We start from the raw sequence: 19,925 nt of genomic DNA, 5'->3' as shown, positions 1-19,925 counted from the left end.
CCTCAAAACTTCTGCCGAACGATTTGATAACGACGCCCCAGGTACCAGACCGGCGCACTGACGATATGGACCAGACGGGTGAACGGGAACAGCACGAACAGGGTCAGGCCCAGCACCACGTGGAGCTTGTAGACCAGGCCCACCGGCGCTATCGAGGTAGCGGCTTCGACCGGACGCAACAGCACGGTGCTCTGGGCCCAGTCGGCCAGCATCACCATCACCGAGCCGTCCATATGGGCGGTGGACGCCACGATGGTCATCAGCCCCAGTACCAGTTGCACCAGCAGCACCACCAGCACGAGGATGTCCGAGACATTGGAGGTGGCGCGAACCCGTGGGTCGGTCAGGCGACGGTTGAGCAGCATCACCAGGCCGATCAGGCCCAGTACGCCGAAGAAACCGCCGGAAACCATCGCCAGCAACTGCTTGTTCTCGGTGCTCAGCACATGGTGGTAGATCGCCGAGGGTGTCAGCAGGCCGACGAAGTGGCCGGCCAGCACGAACAGCACGCCGATGTGAAACAGGTTGCTGGCCACGCGCATGCCGCGCTTGTTCAGCATCTGGCTGGAACCTGCCTTCCAGGTGTACTGGGACAGATCAAAGCGTGCCCAACTGCCAAGCAGGCAAATCGCCAAGGCGACATAGGGGTAGACCCCGAACAACAACAGATCCCATTTAGACATTGCCCACCTCCCCGGCTGGCGCTGCGGCCAGCCCTTCATGCTGAAAATCCACCCAGTGCAGCGGCACCGCACTTTCGTCCCGCGCCTTGCCCGGCGCGCTGGGCAGTGAACTGCAACGGTCCTGCTGTTCGGCCTTCATGAAATCCACCGCCTCTTCTTCCCAGATCTTGTCCAGGGCTTCGAGGGAGTCGTCCCGTGGTTCGGCCTTCACTTGCTCACGCAACTCGGCCACGGCCACCTGGGGCTCGGCCCCGGCGATTTGCAGCAAGGCCCGGAAGCAACTGGCGTAGGCGCTTTCACGCTCGTCCAGGCGCGCCGCGAGCAAGGCCAGCAGGTGCGCGACATCGGCCAGGCCCTCGCGGGCCTCGAGGTCTTCGCGGGTGGACAGAAACTCCAGGTACAGCGGGATGTAGTCGGGCAGTTCCTTGACGCCGATGGCGAAACCGGCCTCTTCGTACTGGGCCATCATGTCGACCATGGCCTGGCCCCGGTCGCGGGATTCGCCATGGACATGTTCGAACAGCAGCAGCGACAGCGAGCGACCGCGGCCGAACAGAGCACCGTAGTGCTCCTGGCCATCCATCAGGTCCTTGCCGCAGATCACCTCCAGCAACTCGAACAACCCGGCGCGCTGGTTCGGACTGATTTCCCGCGTTTGGAGAATCGCTTGTTCCAGCTCATCCCGACCGGCCACCAGGGTCTCGGTCGGGTAGTCGAGCAGCAACGAAATCACCTTGAGAATGCGCATGCTCATTCCTCCCACAACTGCACGGTTTTGATCACGTCGCGGCGGTTGGCCTTCTTGCCACCGAACATGTTGGTGTCGGAGCTGCCACTGCAACCGCTGCCAAAGCTGAAACCGCACCCGGAACGCTCGGCGAACGCGTCGCTCATGGCGTCTTCGCGGTGGGCGCTTGGCACAACGAAACGGTCTTCGTAGTTGGCGATGGCCAGGTAGCGGTACATCTCTTCCACCTGGTTCACGCTCAAGCCGACGTCGGCCAGCACTTGCAGGTCCTGCACGCCGTCGACCTGCTCGGAACGCTTGTAGGCACGCATCGCCAGCAAGCGTTTCAGCGCAAGCTTGACCGGCTTTTCATCACCGGCGGTGAGCATGTTCGCCAGGTAGCGCAGCGGGATACGCAGGCTGTCGACGTCCGGGATCACCCCGTTCATGCCCACGGTGCCGGCCGTGGCAGCGTTCTGGATCGGCGACAGTGGCGGCACGTACCAGACCATTGGCAAGGTGCGGTATTCCGGGTGCAGCGGCAGTGCGAGTTTCCAGTCCACGGCCATTTTGTAGACCGGCGAGCGTTGCGCCGAATCGATCACCGACTGCGGCACGCCATCGGCCAGGGCCTGGCGAATCACCGCCGGGTCGTTCGGGTCGAGGAAGATCTCCAGTTGTTTCTCGTACAGGTCCTGCTCATTGGCGGTGCTTGCCACTTCGCTGATGCGATCGGCGTCATACAGCAACACGCCGAGGTAACGGATGCGGCCAACGCAGGTTTCAGCGCAGACGGTCGGCATCCCGGCTTCGATGCGCGGGTAGCAGAAGATGCATTTTTCCGACTTGCCGCTCTTCCAGTTGAAGTAGATCTTCTTGTACGGGCAGCCGCTGATGCACATGCGCCAGCCGCGGCACTTCTCCTGGTCGATCAGGACGATGCCGTCCTCTTCGCGCTTGTAGATCGCTCCGCTCGGGCACGACGCCGCGCACGCCGGGTTCAGGCAGTGCTCGCACAGGCGCGGCAGGTACATCATGAAAGTGTTTTCGTACTCGCCGTAGATGTCCGCCTGGATCTTGTCGAAGTTCTTGTCCTTGCGCCGCTTGGCGAATTCAGTGCCGAGGATTTCCTCCCAGTTCGGGCCCCATTCGATTTTCTGCATGCGCTTGCCGGACACCACCGAGCGTGGTCGCGCGGTGGGCTGGTGCTCGCCCAGCGGTGCGGTGTGCAGGTGCTGGTAGTCGAAGTCGAACGGCTCGTAGTAATCGTCCAGGCTCGGCAGGTCCGGGTTGGCGAAGATGTTCGCCAGCACGCGGAACTTGCCGCCGATGCGCGGGTTGATCGAACCGTCAGCGTTGCGGATCCAGCCGCCTTTCCACTTGTCCTGGTTTTCCCACTCCTTGGGATAGCCGATGCCAGGCTTGGATTCGACGTTGTTGAACCAGGCGTATTCCATGCCTTCGCGGCTGGTCCAGACGTTCTTGCAGGTAATCGAGCAGGTGTGGCAGCCGATGCATTTGTCCAGGTTCAGGACCATGCCGATTTGTGAGCGAATCTTCATCTCAGTTCTCCTCGATATCAGTCGGCAGTGGACGCGGCAAATCATCGCCACTGGAACCATCGAGCCAATCGACCTTGACCATCTTGCGCACCACGACGAATTCGTCGCGGTTGCAACCGACCGTGCCGTAATAGTTGAAGCCGTAGGCCTGTTGGGCGTAGCCGCCAATCATGTGGGTGGGCTTGAGCACCACGCGGGTCACCGAGTTGTGGTGGCCGCCACGGGTCTTGGTGGTTTCCGAACCCGGCACGTTCACGATCCGTTCCTGGGCGTGATACATCATCACCATGCCTTCCTTGACCCGTTGGCTGACCACCGCACGGGCGGTCAGCGCGCCGTTGACGTTGAAGCATTCGATCCAGTCGTTGTCCTCGATACCGGCGCGCTTGGCGTCGATTTCCGAGAGCCAGACAATCGGTCCGCCACGGCTCAAGGTCAGCATCAGCAGGTTGTCGCTGTAGGTGCTGTGGATACCCCACTTCTGGTGCGGGGTGATCCAGTTCAGGACGATCTCGGTCTCGCCATTGCTGCGCTTGCCCTTCACGCCGGCGATGGTGCGGGTGTTGACCGGTGGCCGATAGCTCATCAGTTGCTCGCCGAACGCCTGCATCCACGGGTGATCCTGGTAGAACTGCTGGCGACCGGTGATGGTGCGCCATGGGATCGACTCATGGACGTTGGTGTAGCCAGCGTTGTAGCTCACGTGATCGTCTTCCAGGCCAGACCAGGTCGGGCTGGAAATGATCTTGCGTGGCTGGGCCTGGATGTCACGGAAGCGAATCGCCTCGTGCTCCTTGGACACCGCCAGGTGGCTGTGGTCGATGCCGGTGAATTCCGACAGCGCTGCCCAGGCTTTCACCGCGACATGGCCGTTGGTTTCCGGCGCCAGGGACAGGATCACTTCGGCAGCATCAATGGCGCTGTCGATTTTTGGCCGCCCTTGGCTGATACCCGCCTCGACTTCCTTGTGGTTCAGTTCGCCAAGGAATTTAACTTCAGTGTCGGTGTTCCAGTTGATGCCCTTGCCGCCGTTGCCGAGTTTTTCCAGCATCGGGCCCAGGGAGGTGAACTGCTTGTAGATGTTCGGGTAGTCGCGTTCCACCACTTGCAGGTTCGGCGCGTTCTTGCCCGGGACCGGCGCCACACCGGCACTTTTCCAGTCGGTGCCGCCGAATGGCTGGGCCAGTTCGCCGACGCTGTCGTGCATCAGCGGTACGGTGACCAGGTCTTTCTCGACACCCAAGTGGCCGACCGACATGGCGGAAAACGCCTTGGCGATGCCCTTGTAGATTTCCCAGTCCGAACGCGACTCCCAGGCCGGATCGATGGCGGCCGACAGTGGGTGAATGAACGGGTGCATGTCCGAAGTGTTCATGTCGTCTTTTTCGTACCAGGTAGCGGTTGGCAAGACGATGTCGGAATAAACGCAGGTCGAGGACATGCGGAAGTCCAGGGTGGTCACCAGATCGAGCTTGCCAATGGCGCCCTCGTCGACCCATTCGGCTTCGGTGGGCTTGCACTCGGTGCTATGGCCGATGTCTTCGTTCATCACGCCGTTCTTGGTGCCCAGCAGGTACTTGAGCATGTACTCGTGGCCCTTGCCCGAGGAGCCCAGCAGGTTGGAACGCCAGATGAACATGTTGCGCGGGAAGTTCACCGGGCTGTCCGGTTGCTCGCAGGCAAAGCGCAGCGAACCGTCCTGCAGCGACTTGACCACGTAGTCCTTGGGGTCCATGCCCGCGGCGGCGGCATCGCGGCAGATGTGCAGCGGGTTGGTGTTGAGCTGCGGTGCGCTCGGCAACCAGCCGGCCCGTTCGGCGCGGATGTTGTAGTCCAGGGCGTGCTCGGGAAATTGCGATTTGTCGGCCAGGGGCGAGAGCACATCGTGCATGCTCATCTTCTCGTGGCGCCATTGCGAACTGTGCCCGTAGAAGAAGCTGGTGCCGTTCATCTGCCGTGGCGGACGGTTCCAGTCCAGGCCAAAGGCCAGGGGCAGCCAGCCGCATTGCGGACGGAGTTTTTCCTGGCCGACATAGTGGGCCCAGCCGCCGCCGGTCTGGCCGACGCAACCGCAGAGCATGAGCATGTTGATCAGCCCGCGGTAGTTCATGTCCATGTGGTACCAGTGGTTCATCGCCGCACCGACGATGATCATCGAGCGTCCACGGGTCTTGTCGGCGTTGTCGGCAAACTCGCGGGCGATCTGGATCGCCTTCTCGCGGCTTACGCCAGTGATCTGCTCCTGCCAGGCCGGGGTGCCAGGCACCGAGGCGTCGTCATAGTCCTTGGCAACGTTGGCGCCGCCCAGGCCACGGTCGATCGCCAGGTTGGCCGCCGACAGGTCGAATACGGTGGCGACTTTCGCCACGCTGCCGTCGGCCAGTACCACGCTGTGCACCGGCACCCGCCGGAACTGCACCGCGTCACCGGCCACGTGCTGGAAGTACTCCTGGGCTTCGCCAGCGAAGTACGGGAACGCCACCTCGGCGACGTCGCCGCCGATCAGGCTCAGCTTGAGGTCGATCTCACGGCCCTCGCCGCCTTCACGGGGCAGGATGTTCCACTTGCCCTTCTCACCCCAGCGATAGCCGATGGAACCTTGGGGCGAAACCAGTTCGCCGGCGGCATCCATGGCGATGGTTTTCCATTCCGGGTTGTTGTCCTGGCCGAGGTTGTCGGTCAGGTCGCTGGCCCGCAGGAAACGGTCCGGCTGGTAACCCGCGCCCGGAGCGGCGCCGAGCATTGGCTTGAGCATCACCAGTACCGGCAGGTCGGTGTAGCGCTTGGCGTATTCGGTGAAATAGACGCTCGGCTTGTCCAGGTGGAATTCTTTGAAGATCACATGGTTGAAGGCCTGGGCCAGCGCGGCGTCGGTGCCCTGCTTGGGGTTGAGCCACAGGTCGGTGAGCTTGGCGACTTCCGAATAGTCCGGGGTGATCGCCACGGTCTTGGTGCCCTTGTAGCGCACCTCGGTGAAGAAGTGGGCGTCAGGGGTACGGGTCTGCGGAACGTTGGAGCCCCAGGCAATGATGTAGTTGGAGTTGTACCAGTCGGCCGATTCCGGCACGTCGGTCTGCTCGCCCCAGACCATCGGCGACGCTGGCGGCAAGTCGCAATACCAGTCATAGAAGCTCAGGCAGACGCCACCGATCAACGACAGGTAACGCGAGCCGGCGGCGTAGCTGACCATCGACATGGCCGGGATCGGCGAGAAGCCCACCACCCGGTCCGGGCCGTGTTCCTTGACGGTGTAGACGTTCGCTGCGGCGATGATCTCGTTGACTTCTTCCCAGTTGGAACGGATGAAGCCACCCATGCCGCGCTTGCTTTTATAGGAGTCGGCCTTGGCCTTGTCCTCGACGATGCTGGCCCAGGCTTCCACCGGCGGCAGGGTCTGCCGGGCTTCACGCCACAGCTTGAGCAATGGCTTGCGAATTTTCGGGTACTTGAGCCGGTTGGCGCTGTAGATGTACCAGCTGTAGCTCGCGCCGCGAGGGCAGCCGCGTGGTTCGTGGTTGGGCAGATCGTTGCGGGTACGCGGATAGTCGGTCTGCTGGGTTTCCCAGGTGATCAGGCCGTTCTTGACGTAGATTTTCCACGAGCACGAACCGGTGCAGTTCACCCCATGGGTGGACCGCACGATCTTGTCGTACTGCCAGCGCGAACGGTAGACGTTCTCCCAGTCCCGGGACTCCTTGCGGGTCTCGCCGTGCCCGTCTGAAAACTCGCCTTGCTTACGGTTGAAAAACCGCAGTTGATCCAGTAAATGACTCACAGTGTGTTCCTCTCAGGCTTGCTCCGCGGGGTCTGCGCCCCGCCCACGCAGGTTTAGGTTCGGCTTAGCAAGGTGTCGCGGCGCCCTTGCGGGCATACCACCACCAGGTCACCACGATGCAGCTCAGGTAGAAGCCGACGAACATGTAGAAGGCCATCTCCGGGCCGCCGGTCAGGGCCATCGAAGTGCCGAATGATTTGGGAATGAAGAAGGCTCCGAAGGCGCCCATGGCCGAGCTGAAACCCAGCACCGCAGCCGATTCCTTGCCGGCGTTCTTGAGCGCCAACTCGCGTTGCTCGGGCTTCTTGCCCAGGGCGGCTTTCTCGTGCAGGGTGCGGAAGATCACCGGGATCATGCGGAAGGTCGAACCGTTGCCCACGCCAGTGGTGATGAACAGCAACATGAACATGCCCAGGAAGCCGTAGAAGCTGCCGCCCTGGCCGTTCTGCGGAAGAAAGTGCAGGACGCCGAACACCATCACGATCATCAACACGAAGTTCCACAAGGTGACCTTCGCACCACCGAGCTTGTCCGCCAGCCAGCCGCCCAGCGGCCGTACCAGCGCGCCCACCAGCGGGCCGAGGAAGGCGAATTTCAGGGCGATGACTTCCGGGAACGAAGTCTTGATCAGCAACGGGAAGGCGGCGGAGAAACCAATGAACGAACCGAAAGTGGCCAGGTACAGCCAGCACATCAGCCAGTTGTGCTTGCGCTTGAAGATCACCGCCTGTTCGCTGAACGAGGCGCGAGCGCTGGACAGGTCGTTCATGCCGAACCAGGCGATCACGGTGATGGCGAGGATGAACGGCACCCAGATGAAACCGGCGTTCTGCAGCCACAGCGAGCTGCCGTCGGCCAACACCTGTGGCTGGCCGCCCATGAAGCCGAACACGCCGAAGGAGATCACCAGCGGCACGCTGAACTGCATCACCGACACGCCCAGGTTGCCCAGCCCGGCGTTCAGGCCCAGGGCAGTGCCCTGCTGGGACTTGGGGTAGAAGAAGCTGATGTTGGACATGCTCGAGGCGAAGTTGCCGCCACCAAAACCGCAAAGCAACGCGATCAGCACAAACACGCTGTAGGGCGTGGCCGAATCCTGCACGGCGAAGCCCATCCACAAAGCCGGTATCAGCAACGACGCCGTGCTCAGCGCGGTCCAGCGGCGTCCGCCGAAGATCGGCACCATGAACGAGTAGAAGATGCGCAAGGTCGCGCCGGACAGCCCCGGCAATGCCGCCAGCCAGAACAGCTGGTCGGTGCTGAAGCTGAAACCGATGGCATTCAGGCGCACGATCACCGTGCTCCAGACCATCCACACCGCGAAGGCCAACAGCAGCGCCGGGATGGAAATCCACAGGTTGCGCCGGGCGGTCAGTTTGCCGCTACTGCCCCAGAAAGCAGGGTCTTCCGGGCGCCAGTCATGAATGACCGGGCCCTTTTCAGGCGTTTGCAGAACGGACATGTTCTTCTCCTTGGGCAATGCTGGAAAACGGGGATTGAGTGGCCGGCGGCTGTTTACCCAGCAGCGGGCGCTTGCGCATTTCGCTGAAGTACATCCAGGCCAGGGAGACCCAGACCACGCCGTACATCAACATGAAGCAGGACGAGCGCACGCCGGTGAGGTCCACCAGGGCGCCGAACATGATCGGCAGCACGAACCCGCCCAGGCCGCCGGCCAGGCCGACGATGCCGGACACCGCGCCCATGTTTTTCGGGTAGTCGTTGGCGATGTATTTGAAGACCGAGGCCTTGCCGAACGCGAAGGCAATGCCCATCACGAACAGCAGCACGGTGAACAGCGTGGGGCTGAGACCAATGTGGAAATCGACGATGCCGTTGACGGTCTGCACTTGCAGTTGAGTCTGGGGATAGGAGAGCAGGAACAGGCAGATCCAGCTGACCCACAACACCCACCAGGTCACGCTCTGGGCGCCCCAGCGGTCGGACATCCAGCCACCGACGGCCCGCAGCACGCCACCGGGCAAGGAGAAACACGCCGCCAGCAGCGCCGCGCTTTGCAGGCTGAAGCCGTATTCCTGCACGTAGTACTTGGTCATCCACAAGGCCAGTGCCACGTAGCCGCCGAACACGATCGAGTAGTACTGGCAGTAGCGCCACACGGCCGGCTCTTTCAGGGTTTTCAATTGCTCGCGCAACGTCGCGCCGCCGGTGCCGCTGTGTTCCTTTTTCTCGGTGGTGAGAAACCAGAACAACAGCGCGGTGATGAACAGGATGGCGCTGAACACTTTCGGCACCAGGTGCCAGGTGCCGAACGCGATCAACGCCGGGGCGAGGAACTTGGTCACTGCCGCACCGGCGTTGCCGGCGCCGAAGACGCCCATGGCAAAACCCTGGTTCTGCTTGTCGAACCATTTGGCGACGTAGGCGATGCCCACCGAGAACGAGCCACCGGCCAGGCCGACGAACAGGCCCAATACCAGGAACTGCCAGAAGGCCGTGGCGAGGGTGATCAGGTACAGCGGCAATACGCAGGCCAGCATCAGCAGGAAGAACACGATCCGTCCGCCAAAGCGGTCGGTCAGAAGCCCCAGGGGCAAGCGCACCAGCGAACCGGTCAACACCGGCGTAGCGGCCAGCAGGCCAAACTGGGTTTCATTGAGGGCCAGCAGTTCCTTGATCGGAACCCCCAGCACGGCAAACATCATCCAGACCATGAAGCACACGGTGAAGGCCAGGGTACTCATCCCTAGTACCAGCCCTTGTTGCACTTGCGCTCGCATCACGATGCACTCCGTCAGTTCGATTGAGCGCAGCCTAGTGATACGAACCCCGCGAAAACTTGACTTGGGTCAACGTGTGCCGGGGCGGTCCAGGCCTATGCTTGGCCCGTCTACCTCCAAGGAGGTAGACCCGGATATTGATACAACCCTTTATTTATCAATACCTTGATCAAGTCTGCCGAAGCTTTTATGGAAATGGAGCGGCCGACAACTCTTTAGAGGTAGTGCGCCCAGGATTGGCTGCTACACCCCCAGGTCCAGGGCGCCTCCTATGCTCGGTTCACAGTTTTGCCTCGCAGGCCCGCGTCGATGATGCGTTGGCTGCGCAGTTCCCTGCCCGCTCGCGCCGGGCTGGCGGTGATCCTGATCGCCATCCTGGCCCTGGCCAGTTCCTTGAGTGCAGGGTTGATCGCCTGGTTCAGCCAGGGCGACGCTGCCGCCATCAACACCGCCGGCTCCGTGCGCATGGAGACCTACCACCTGAGCTGGAAACTGGCGGCGGGGGCCAACGACGACGTCCCGGCGATCATCGCCAGCCTGCAACAACGCCTCGACAGCCCTGCCCTGCGCGCCGTGCTGGAAGATGGGCCGGAAACCTCCCTGCACAAGAGCTATCGCGACCTTGTGCAACGCTGGAACCAGACTTTGCGCCCGGCCATCGAGCGTGGCGACTCGGCGTTTTTCCAGGCCAATGCCAATGCCTTCGTCAACCAGTTGGACCGGTTCGTTACCCTGCTGCAGCGCCAGAGCGAGCACAAGCAAGGCTGGCAGCAGGTGATCCAGGGCGCGGCGCTGTTCAGCACCATGATCATCCTGCTGATCGGCCTGTATGAATTGCAGTACGGCGTGGTCACGCCCTTGCAGGAGTTGGTGGACGCCACCCAGCGCTTTCGCCGTGGCGAGTTCCAGGTGCGAGTCAATCACCAGTCCGAAGATGAACTGGGCCAGTTGGCGACCAGTTTCAACACCATGGCCGAGACCATCGAGCAATCGCACCGCACCCTGGAAAACCAGGTCCGGCAAAAGACCCTGAACCTGCAACAGGCCAACGCCGCCCTGGAGCTGCTGTACCAGAGCAGTCGCAGCCTGGCGACGCGACAGGCCAATGCCGAAGGGCTGGATGAATTGATCCGGCGCTTCCAACAGCGCCTGCCGGGCCTGCGCCTGACGCTGTGCCTGCAAGGGCAATTGCAGTCACCGGCCAGGCACCTGCTGGCGTTGCATGGCGCCGACAGCCGCCAGGTCTGCGCCAGCAGCGATTGCGCCAGTTGCCATAAACGCAACGCGGCACGCCCGCAAGCCTTCAGCATCAGCAACCAGGGCAACGAACTGGGTGAGCTCAAGGCTCATTTTGTCGACGGCCACGCCGCGCAGCCCTGGGAAACCGCATTGATCCAGGCCCTGGCCAACCTGATTGGTACGTCGCTGTCGCTCAAGCGCCAGCGCGAACAGGACCATCGCCTGCTGCTGCTCGATGAACGCACGATCATTGCCCGCGAGCTCCACGATTCCCTGGCCCAGGCCTTGTCGTACATGAAGCTGCAAGTCAGCCGCATGCAGACCCTGATGCGTCGGGGCGAACCGGTGCAGACCCTGGAGACCGTCACCGGTGAACTGCGTGAAGGGCTCAACAATGCTTATCGCCAGTTGCGCGAGTTGCTGACCACCTTCCGCTTGCAGATCCACGACGATGGCCTGGTCGAAGAGCTCAAGGACACCGCCGAGGAATTCTCCAACCGAGGGGACTTCAAGGTGCATCTGTTCGTCGACACCCTGGCCTTCGAGCTGTCGGCCAGCGAGCAGATCCACATCCTGCAGATCACCCGTGAGGCGCTGTCCAACTGCCTGCGCCATGCCCATGCCGAAAACGCCTGGCTCGAACTGCGCCAGGAAGGCGAGACCGTGCAGCTGTCGATCGAAGACGATGGCCGCGGCTTCAGCGGCGAGGTCGACCAGCGCGAACACCATGGCCTGAACATCATGAACGAACGGGCCCGCAGCCTGCGCGGCCAACTGCAGATTCTCTCCCGAACACCCCAGGGCACCCGCATCCAGGTGCATTTCCAACCGGAATTCCTGGGCCAACACACCGAAGGCCTCGCAACATGAACGCCCCCCTGCGCCACACCCTGCTACTGGTCGACGATCATCCGATGATGCGTCGCGGCATTCGTCAGATGCTTGAGCTCGAAGACGATTTGCAGATCGTTGGCGAAGCCAGCCACGGCGAAGAAGCCCTGACCCTGATCGAACCGCTCAAGCCCGACCTGGTGCTGCTGGACAACAACATGCCGCAGATGAACGGCATCGAGACCCTGCGTCGGCTGCGCGCCATGCACTACACCGGCAAGGTGCTGCTGTTCACCGTGTCCGATGCCGAGGACGACATCCGCGATGCCTTGCGCCTGGACGCCAACGGTTACCTGCTCAAGGACATGGAGCCGGAGCTGCTGATCCAGTACATCCGCGATGCCCTCAACGGCGCCCTGGTGATCAGCCCCGGCCTGACCCGCGTCATGGCCCAGGCGCTGCGCTCGCCACCGCGCCAGGCCGATGTGGAACTGACCGAGCGCGAACGCCAGGTCCTCAAGACCATCGCCGGCGGCTACAGCAACAAGGTCATCGGGCACAAGCTGGGCATCACCGAAGGCACGGTCAAGGTGCATGTGAAGAACCTGCTGCACAAGCTCGGCTTGCGCTCACGGGTCGAAGCTGCGGTGTGGGCAATGGAGCATTTGCGCGGGGCGGGCTAGCCCAGCAAAACACACCAACTGTGAGAGCAGAGCCTGCAGGAAAAAATCCTGTGGGAGCAAAGCTTGCTCGCGATAGCGGTGGTTCAGCTTGCGCAAATGTTGAGCGTGCTGCCGCCATCGCGAGCAAGCTTTGCTCCCACGGGGTTTTGCCTTGATCGAAAGACCCATCCCTCTTCCGAGGTAGGCCTGCCGAGGCATAGGCCGACGGTGATTTGGGCTCTACCATGACGGCACGCGGAGGTACGCCATGCTGACCCACCCTTCCATCGTTTTACTGTTGCGTCGTCATCACCTGTTCAGCCAACTGCCGGAGCGGGTCTTTGAGGATGTCTGCAGCCTGGCTGTCCTCAAACGCCTGGAATGCAACAGCACGCTCATGCACCAGGGCGATCCGGCCAAGCGGTTTTTCTTGCTGGTCAGTGGTCAGATCAAGCTGTTCCGGGTGACCGGTGAGGGCCAGGAGAACCTGGTGGAAATCATCCAGCCCGGCCAGACCTTCGCCGAGGCCCTGCTGTTCAGCCAGGCCCGCTGCTATCCGGTCAGTGCGTCGGCGATCAAGGACAGCGTGCTGGTGAGTATCGAGGGCACCCATTACCGCAAGGCCCTGGAGGACCAGCCCAAGGTCTGCCTGGCGATCCTGGCGAGCATGAGCATCCATCTGCACCAGCGCCTCAAGGACATCGATAACTTGACCTTGGCCAGTGCCAGCCGGCGGGTGATCAATTTCCTGCTGCAGGAACGCGATCCGCGGGATGGTCAATTGGTGTTGCAGGTGTCCAAGCGTCTGGTGGCTTCCAAGCTGGGGATTCAGCCGGAGACGTTTTCGCGGATTCTTCATCGGTTGGTTGATGGGGGGTTGATTGCCATGGAGCGGCGTCAGATTCGTATCTTGTCCGAGGATGGGCTTGAGGGTTATCAGCAGTAGGTTTGTGTGAATATCCGTTATTTAGGTAACGGCGACTTATGGTTCAGCCCTTACGGCGGCTCACTTTTGAAGAGCCCGGAAGCCGGCCCAGTCAAAAGTAAGCAAAACGCTCTTGCCCCACCACTTGGTGCCTCGCTTAGGCTCGGCATGCCCGCCTAGTAGCCGACCTGGTTCTTGATGGGGACCGCATTCCTCCTGTGGGAGCGAGCTTGCTCGCGAAGAGGCCGGCACATCCAACATCATCACAAACTGACCCACCGCTTTCGCGAGCAAGCTCGCTCCTCACATGGGTTTTCGGGTATTCAAAGCATCCGCATACGACACAAGAACCTGTGGGAGCGAGCTTGCTCGCGATGACGTCGGCACAGCCAACCTCACCGCGAGCTGACCCACCGCTTTCGCGAGCAAGCCCGCTCCCACAGGAAAAACGCGGTCCCATCAAGAGTCAGGTCGGCTGTTAGGCCGCCTCGCGATGGACGTTGATCTCGGACGCCCCGTTAACCACGATGGCCGAACGCAGGTATTGCGCAGTGGGCCATGGATGGCCCTTCGCGGCGGCCCACGGAGCAATGCCTTCGTTCAGGCATGCCGAGCCTAAGCGAGGCACCAAGTGGTGGGGCAAAGCGCTTTTGGTTACTTTTGGCTGGTCCGGCTCCCGGCTCTTCCAAAAGGGGAGTGTCAGATTTTTTGTGTGCGGGCCGGTGACGGCCTGCCGTTAGGCAGACCTTCATTTACCACGTCGGCCTGATGAACCGGTCCCCGTACAGGATCGCGAATTGATTCATGGCGTTTTTCCAGTCATGGGCTGCACTGCCCCAGTTTGCGGTGATGTTGCGCAAGCCCAGCCAGATTAATTTGGTGGCAGCGTCATCAGTTGGGAAGTGGCCTCTTGTCTTGATGATCTTTCGCAACTGAGCGTTGATGCTCTCGATCGCGTTGGTCGTATAGATCACTTTCCGAATGGCAGGCGGGAAGACAAAAAACGGGATAACTCGATCCCAGGCGCGTCGCCAAGCAGCGACGACGGTCGGGTACTGTTTGCCCCAAGGCCCATTTTCGAACGAGTCCAAAGCCGCTTCGGCGGCCTCGGCGTTGATCGCTTGATAGATCGGTTTGAGAGCCTTGGCCAGTTCCCGACGTTTGTCCCAGGCTGCATAGTCGAGGCTGTTGCGGATCAGATGCACGATGCAGGTTTGCAACGTCGTCTCAGGAAACACCGCGCTCAGGGCTTCTGGCATGCCTTTGAGGCCATCGGTCACGGCAATCAACACGTCTTCGACGCCGCGTGTCTTGAGGTCATTGAAGACCTTCATCCAGAACTTGGCGCCTTCCGTTGTCTCGATCCAGATGCCCAAGATATCGCGGGTTCCGTCCGGTAGTACGCCCAAGGCCAAGTAGATGGCCTTATTGCGGACCAGACCTTCTTCCCTGATTTTGACCCGCAGCGCGTCGAAGAAGATGACCGGGTACATCGGCTCAAGCGGTCGTTGCTGCCAAGCGCCGATCTCTTCCATCACCGCGTCGGTGACTGAGCTGATGAAGTCGTGCGAAACATCTGTGCCGTACTGTTCCAGGAGAAACGCTCTGATCTCGCGAACCGTCATGCCCCGGGCGTACATGGCGATGATCTTGTCGTCGAAACCGGTGTAACGGCGCTCGTGTTTGGGGATCAAAATGGGCGAAAAACTGCCATCCCGGTCGCGTGGGATATCCAGCCGCAGCGGGCCATCTCCGGTCAAAACGGTTTTTCCACTCTTGCCATTGCGCTGATTAGTTTCATCCTCCGGGCGCTGCGCGCCCGGGGGATAGCCCAAGTGATGGCCGAGTTCAGCGGTCAAGGCTCGTTCAATCAGGGCCTTCTTGAACGCTGCCGAGGCGTCCTCGATGGCTTCCGCTGTCATCAGCCCCTCACCAAACTGCTCAAGCAGCTCTTTAGGGATTTTGGGCAGGTCACGCAGGGGTTTCTTTTTGGTTGGCATACATGCACCTCTTACTCATGTTATGCCCGAACACAAAATTTCTGACACTCCCTCCAAAAGTGACCCGCCGCAAGGGCGGAACCATAAGCCGCCGTTACCGAAGAAATGGATATTCACCCACCCCTAACCCGCATCAATCAACCCCACTACCCGCGAAAACACCAACTCCATCTCAGGCTCACCGCAATCCACCCCGAACCGCTTGCGCAACCCCAGCTGGTTCAGAATCACATGCACATCCGCCACCAAATCATGCTGCCGCAGACACGCCTGAACACACTGCAACGGACAACCATCCAACGCAATGATCCGCCGCCCCGACCGCGCCTTGTCAACCAGCGGCGCCACATGCCCACCCACCCCGACAATACAAGACATCTCCGCCAGACCCGCACGGTCCAGCCGCAGGGCGACGGTGTTGGCCAGTTGCGCCACATTGGAACAACCGGAACACGAATACACCAGGGGAAGCGCGTTCGAAGCTTTCATCAGACCGTCGCCAACCCCTTGCCCGCCCTCTCCAGATTGCGCCAGAGCCACGGCGGCAGGACGTCCGGATCAAGACTGTCGATCAGATTCTTCAGTGCCAGCCCCAACTCGGTATCCCCCTCGATCACCAACCGGCGACGGAAGAACAACGTGTCAGGATCTTCCTGCCGACTGGCCAGTAACAGAAACTCACGCCAGTTGCCGCTGATGGTGACCTGGGCCTCGGCCCGTTCGGCAATCCGCAATCCATCCCGTGCCAAAGTCAGGTACCAGCACAACTTCAAGTCCGGCACACGCAGGCACAACCATCGCCCACGCAGCACATCGAACCCGCCATCGCGCAGCGGCTCGGCCAGGCAGCGATTGAGCGCCTGCTGCAACGCCAGTCGCTGCACCACGAACGGCACCTTGCCCACCAGCGGCAGCAAGCGGTCGGCGCCTTTGAGCACCCACTTCTTCGGACTCAACACAGGCCCGCCTCCTCTACCTTCAACATGCCGGCATGGCCGTGCCAGTAACCATTGCAACCGTCCACGAACAGCGGTGGTGCCTCGCCCTGGCGCACCTTGTCGAAGGCCGTGACCACCTCGGCCATGCCCTGGGCGCGAGGGCTCAGGCGCAGCACATCGGCGCCGCAGGCCATCAGCGCGTTGTAATCGGCCAGCAGGTTCGTCACCTCGCCGGACATCGTCTGGATGCCGTTGAGGGTGAACAGCTGTTGGCCTTCCTGACTGCTCAGCGCAAGGCCGTCGGGGTAGTTGATGCAGCAGAACTGACAGTCGTCCTTGGGGCGGTTTTCGGCTCGGGCGGTAAAGCAGCGCGCCGAGTACGCCAAGGGCAGATGACCGTAGGCGAAAATCTCCACCTCGGGCACCTCGCGGTCCATGTCCCGCACCTGCTCCAGCACATCGCCGATCAGCGCCGCCGAACATTCCACGGGCGGCACCCACCGGATCATGCCGCTGTCGAGCAATTGCCCCAGGGCGTGGCCGTTGTACAGGTTCAGCGCCGGGCCGCCGACGAAAGGCAGCTTGCGTTCGGCCATGAACTGCACCGCGCCCATGTCATTGGCTTCCACCAACAACTGGCCGTTGTCACACAGGCGTCGCAGCGAGGACAGCTCCGAGGCCGCCTCGATCAGCGTCAGGCTCGACAATACAATCTGTGCCTGGCTGCACGCTTGCAGCTCGCGCGCCAAGCCCAGCCACTGATCCAGGGAGAACGCCCGGCGTTTCGAACAAACGGTTTCCCCCAGGTAAATCACGTCCAGCGGCAATGCCGACATCTCGGCATAGAAATTCCCCAGTTGCGCTTTGTCCCAATAAAACAGGACCGGTCCCAGGCTGAGTTTCATCTGGCCTCCCCTCATTGCCATGATCGATGGTAGGCACCCAGGGTGGTCTGGCTGCCTTCGGACAAGCCAGCCAGCACCTGGCGCCATTCTTCCTGCACCCGGAACCGTTGCGGCGCGGCCTGATGGGCATCCAGTGCGGCGCGCCAGACCCGGGTCACTTGTTCAACGTAGGCAGGGCTGCGTTGGCGACCTTCGATCTTCACCGCTTCGACACCGATGGCTGCCAACTCCGGCAGCAGGTCAAGGGTGTCGAGGCTGGTGGGTTCTTCCAGCGCATGGAAGCGCTTGCCGCCCACCAGGAAGCGGCCTTTGCACAAGGTCGGATAACCGGCCGGTTCTTCGGGCGTGTAGCGGTCGATCAGCACCTCGCTCAGGCGTGCGCTGAGGCCTTGGGCGTCCTCGCTCCAGCGCACCGCCTTGGCGGGCGAGCAGACGCCACACAGGTTCGGCGATTCGCCGGTGATGTAGGAAGACAAGTGGCAACGACCTTCAGCCATGATGCACAGGCTGCCGAAACCGAAGACTTCGATCGGCACCGGACTGCCCGCCGCCACCTGGCGCACCTGGGCCAGGGACAGTACCCGTGGCAGCACGGCGCGGCGGATGTCATAGCGCTCTGCATAAAAAGCCAGGGCCGCCGCGTGGGTGGCCGAGCCTTGTACCGACAGATGCAGCGCCAGTTGTGGATGGCGCTGGCGGGCGTAGCTGAGCACGCCGGGGTCGGCGGCGATCAGGGCATCCACGCCGAAATCGGCGGCGCGGTCCACCGCCCGTTGCCAGCGTTCCCAGCCCTTGGGTTGCGGGTAAGTATTGACCGCCACGTACAGCTTGCGTTGGTGCTGACGGATGTGTGCGACAGCCGCGTCGAACTGCTTGTCGTCCATGTTCAGCCCGGCGAAGTGCCGGGCATTGGTGTCATCGCGAAAGCCGACATAGACGGCATCGGCGCCTTGGCGCACCGCCGCTTTGAGGGCAGGCAGATTCCCTGCCGGGCAAACCAGTTGCATGGGGCATCCTCATGAGAAAAACTCAAGCGCCGCCAGTCTAGCCAGCCCTCGGCCGGCGACCTTGACGGCAATCAATTGCCGTCAATGCATCAGCTCGGCGAATGGCAGGTACAGCACCTTGTCGTGCTTGTGCAGTTGCGCCTCACACTCCACCACCGCCAGCCCATCGGCCCAGCAAGCGGCCGCCAGCATCGCCGAACTTTGCTGAGGGTGCAGTTCCACGCACAGGTGGCCGTTGGCATCCGGAACCAACCTGGCCCGCAGGTACTGCCGGCGCCGGTTGCGCTTGAGCCAGTCGAACCCGGCCGGCACCTGCAACGGCACGGGTAACACGTCGCCCATGCCCTGGGCCCGGAACAGGAACGGACGCACGACGATCAGCGCGGTAATCAAGGCCGCCGACGGGTTGCCCGGCAGCCCGATCCATGGCTTGCCTTCCACATCCCCAAAAGCCAGGGGCTTGCCCGGCTGGATGGCCAGGCGCCAGAGGTCAATGCTGCCCAAGGCTTCGATGGCGTGCTTGAGGTGGTCCTCTTCACCCACCGAGACACCGCCCGAGGTGATCAGCACATCGCATTCGGCAGCGGCCAGGCGCAACGCTTGTCGGCTGGCCAATAGCTGGTCGGGCATGACCCCGAAGTCATGCACCTCGACACCCCAACCGCGCAACAGCGCGGCGAGGCTATGGCGATTACTGTTGTAGATCTGCCCTGGCGCCAGTGGCTCGCCCGGCTCACGCAGCTCATCGCCGCTGCTGAGCAAACCCACTTGCAAGGGGCGATAGACGTCCACCTGGCCGACACCGGCACCGGCGAGCAAACCCAACTCCTGGGCGCGCAGACGCGTGCCGGCTTCAAGCAACCGGTCTCCTCGACGCAGTTCCTCGCCTTCCTTGCGAACATGGTCACCGCCGTTGACCGACGGCAACCAGACCCGCTCGCCATCGACGCGACAGCTTTCCTGCGGCACCACCGTGTCGGCCCCCGGTGGCAGCGGCGCGCCAGTAAAAATCCTCACGACCTGCCCCGCCTGCAACGGTTCGCCCGGCTCGTCACCCGCGGCGATCCGCCCGCCCAACAGCAGGTAGCCGCCGTCACCCGGCAGGTCAGCGGCCCGCAGGGCATAGCCGTCCATCGCGCTGTTGTCCCAGGCCGGCAGGTTCATCGGGCACACAATGTCAGTGGCCAGCACACGCGCCAGGGCCTGGTCCAGGCCAACCCGTTGCACGGGCGGTGGCGGCGGTGCCTGGTCGAGCAGATGACGGATCGCCTCATCCACCGGCATCAGCACGCCGCTGTCGCACACCCGGCCGCTCACGAGCGTGTCTCACAAGCCGTCGGGGCGATGCCGTCCTGGGGCTTGAGGTGCGGAGTGAAATTGCACGGGCCGGTGCGGCTGTCCAATTGCCCGGCCAGGATCTGCTCCCAACCGGTCCGGCAAGCCCCCGGCGAACCCGGCAAGCAGCACACCAGCACCCCATTGCTCATGCCCGCCAAGGCGCGCGATTGCAGGGTGGACATGCCGATCTCCGCCAGCGACACCTGGCGGAACAGCTCGCCGAAACCGTCCACCTGCTTGTCCAGCAGTGGCGCCACCGCTTGGGGGGTGTTGTCGCGCGGGGTGAACCCGGTGCCGCCGGTCATCAACACCACCTGCACCTTGGGGTCGGCGATCCATTGGGAGACCTGGGCGCGGATCTGGTAGATATCGTCCTTCACCAGCCCACGGTCGATGAGCACGTGTCCGGCTGTTTGCAGCAGGTCCGCCAGGGTTTGGCCCGAGGTGTCGGTTTCGAAGGTTCGGGTATCGCTGATGGTGAGGACCGCGATGTTCAGCGGTTGAAAGAGGCGTTGCGTCAGATGGGCCATGATCAGCCGTCCTGTCAGAAAAGATGGCCCAGCCTGAACCGCAATCGTTGCCGGGCCTATTC

At 62.2% G+C, this 19,925-nt stretch carries 16 protein-coding genes; 3 read left to right on the top strand and 13 right to left on the bottom strand.

The features are described 5' to 3' along the window. Positions 1 to 2: 2 nt before the first annotated feature. The 6 genes from narI to AB4O22_RS09700 form a co-directional block, all read right to left on the bottom strand. Positions 3 to 683, bottom strand: coding sequence for a respiratory nitrate reductase subunit gamma (narI, locus tag AB4O22_RS09725; protein ID WP_027911612.1), 681 nt, complete (start codon positions 681 to 683; stop codon positions 3 to 5). After that, on the bottom strand, positions 676 to 1,431 hold the full coding sequence (gene narJ, locus AB4O22_RS09720; RefSeq protein ID WP_013693501.1) for a nitrate reductase molybdenum cofactor assembly chaperone: 756 nt from the start codon (positions 1,429 to 1,431) through the stop codon (positions 676 to 678). Before narJ ends, narI begins: the two co-directional genes overlap by 8 nt. A gap of 2 nt (positions 1,432 to 1,433) precedes the next feature. Next, positions 1,434 to 2,972 carry a nitrate reductase subunit beta gene (narH, locus tag AB4O22_RS09715; RefSeq protein ID WP_003202449.1) on the bottom strand — a complete coding sequence of 513 codons (1,539 nt, stop codon included), beginning with the start codon at positions 2,970 to 2,972 and terminating at the stop codon, positions 1,434 to 1,436. Between the two features lies 1 nt (position 2,973). Beyond that, on the bottom strand, positions 2,974 to 6,747 hold the full coding sequence (locus tag AB4O22_RS09710; protein ID WP_003202451.1) for a nitrate reductase subunit alpha: 3,774 nt from the start codon (positions 6,745 to 6,747) through the stop codon (positions 2,974 to 2,976). A 64-nt stretch (positions 6,748 to 6,811) separates the two neighbouring features. Further along, a complete protein-coding gene (locus tag AB4O22_RS09705) occupies positions 6,812 to 8,209 on the bottom strand; it encodes a NarK family nitrate/nitrite MFS transporter (RefSeq protein WP_027911613.1) in 1,398 nt (465 codons plus the stop codon). After that, a complete protein-coding gene (locus tag AB4O22_RS09700; protein WP_003202455.1) occupies positions 8,187 to 9,488 on the bottom strand; it encodes an MFS transporter in 1,302 nt (433 codons plus the stop codon). The genes AB4O22_RS09705 and AB4O22_RS09700 overlap by 23 nt, the downstream gene beginning before the upstream one ends. A gap of 309 nt (positions 9,489 to 9,797) precedes the next feature. On the opposite strand from AB4O22_RS09700, the gene AB4O22_RS09695 reads away from it, so the two are divergent. The 3 genes from AB4O22_RS09695 to AB4O22_RS09685 all read left to right on the top strand — a co-directional run bounded on the left by AB4O22_RS09695 (position 9,798) and on the right by AB4O22_RS09685 (position 13,166). Further along, complete coding sequence (locus tag AB4O22_RS09695; protein ID WP_013693503.1) at positions 9,798 to 11,597, top strand: HAMP domain-containing protein; 1,800 nt, start codon at positions 9,798 to 9,800, stop codon at positions 11,595 to 11,597. Continuing rightward, positions 11,594 to 12,241, top strand: coding sequence for a two-component system response regulator NarL (gene narL / locus AB4O22_RS09690; protein WP_003202460.1), 648 nt, complete (start codon positions 11,594 to 11,596; stop codon positions 12,239 to 12,241). The genes AB4O22_RS09695 and narL overlap by 4 nt, the downstream gene beginning before the upstream one ends. Before the next feature lie 247 nt (positions 12,242 to 12,488). Continuing rightward, the gene (locus AB4O22_RS09685) at positions 12,489 to 13,166 is read left to right on the top strand and encodes a Crp/Fnr family transcriptional regulator (RefSeq protein WP_223473201.1); all 678 of its coding nucleotides are present in this window, start codon (positions 12,489 to 12,491) and stop codon (positions 13,164 to 13,166) included. A 731-nt stretch (positions 13,167 to 13,897) separates the two neighbouring features. Here AB4O22_RS09685 and AB4O22_RS09680 read toward each other — a convergent pair. The 7 genes from AB4O22_RS09680 to moaB all read right to left on the bottom strand — a co-directional run bounded on the left by AB4O22_RS09680 (position 13,898) and on the right by moaB (position 19,863). Further along, on the bottom strand, positions 13,898 to 15,145 hold the full coding sequence (locus tag AB4O22_RS09680; RefSeq protein WP_460096091.1) for an IS256 family transposase: 1,248 nt from the start codon (positions 15,143 to 15,145) through the stop codon (positions 13,898 to 13,900). 123 nt (positions 15,146 to 15,268) lie between these two features. Further along, complete coding sequence (locus tag AB4O22_RS09675; protein WP_003202466.1) at positions 15,269 to 15,634, bottom strand: putative zinc-binding protein; 366 nt, start codon at positions 15,632 to 15,634, stop codon at positions 15,269 to 15,271. Next, on the bottom strand, positions 15,634 to 16,104 hold the full coding sequence (gene ubiT, locus AB4O22_RS09670; RefSeq protein ID WP_003202468.1) for a ubiquinone anaerobic biosynthesis accessory factor UbiT: 471 nt from the start codon (positions 16,102 to 16,104) through the stop codon (positions 15,634 to 15,636). Before ubiT ends, AB4O22_RS09675 begins: the two co-directional genes overlap by 1 nt. After that, positions 16,098 to 16,988: a U32 family peptidase gene (locus AB4O22_RS09665; RefSeq protein WP_003202470.1), complete on the bottom strand. Its 891-nt coding sequence runs from the start codon at positions 16,986 to 16,988 to the stop codon at positions 16,098 to 16,100. Before AB4O22_RS09665 ends, ubiT begins: the two co-directional genes overlap by 7 nt. An 11-nt stretch (positions 16,989 to 16,999) precedes the next feature. Beyond that, entirely contained in the window at positions 17,000 to 17,995 is a 996-nt protein-coding gene (ubiU, locus tag AB4O22_RS09660; RefSeq protein ID WP_003202473.1) for a ubiquinone anaerobic biosynthesis protein UbiU, read from the bottom strand. 81 nt (positions 17,996 to 18,076) lie between these two features. Beyond that, entirely contained in the window at positions 18,077 to 19,312 is a 1,236-nt protein-coding gene (locus AB4O22_RS09655; protein ID WP_038858468.1) for a molybdopterin molybdotransferase MoeA, read from the bottom strand. After that, a complete protein-coding gene (moaB, locus tag AB4O22_RS09650; RefSeq protein ID WP_003202476.1) occupies positions 19,309 to 19,863 on the bottom strand; it encodes a molybdenum cofactor biosynthesis protein B in 555 nt (184 codons plus the stop codon). The genes AB4O22_RS09655 and moaB overlap by 4 nt, the downstream gene beginning before the upstream one ends. Positions 19,864 to 19,925: the final 62 nt, after the last annotated feature.

This window comes from Pseudomonas sp. S3_B11, from assembly GCF_054667715.1.
This window is presented reverse-complemented; position numbering and strand designations above follow the sequence as displayed.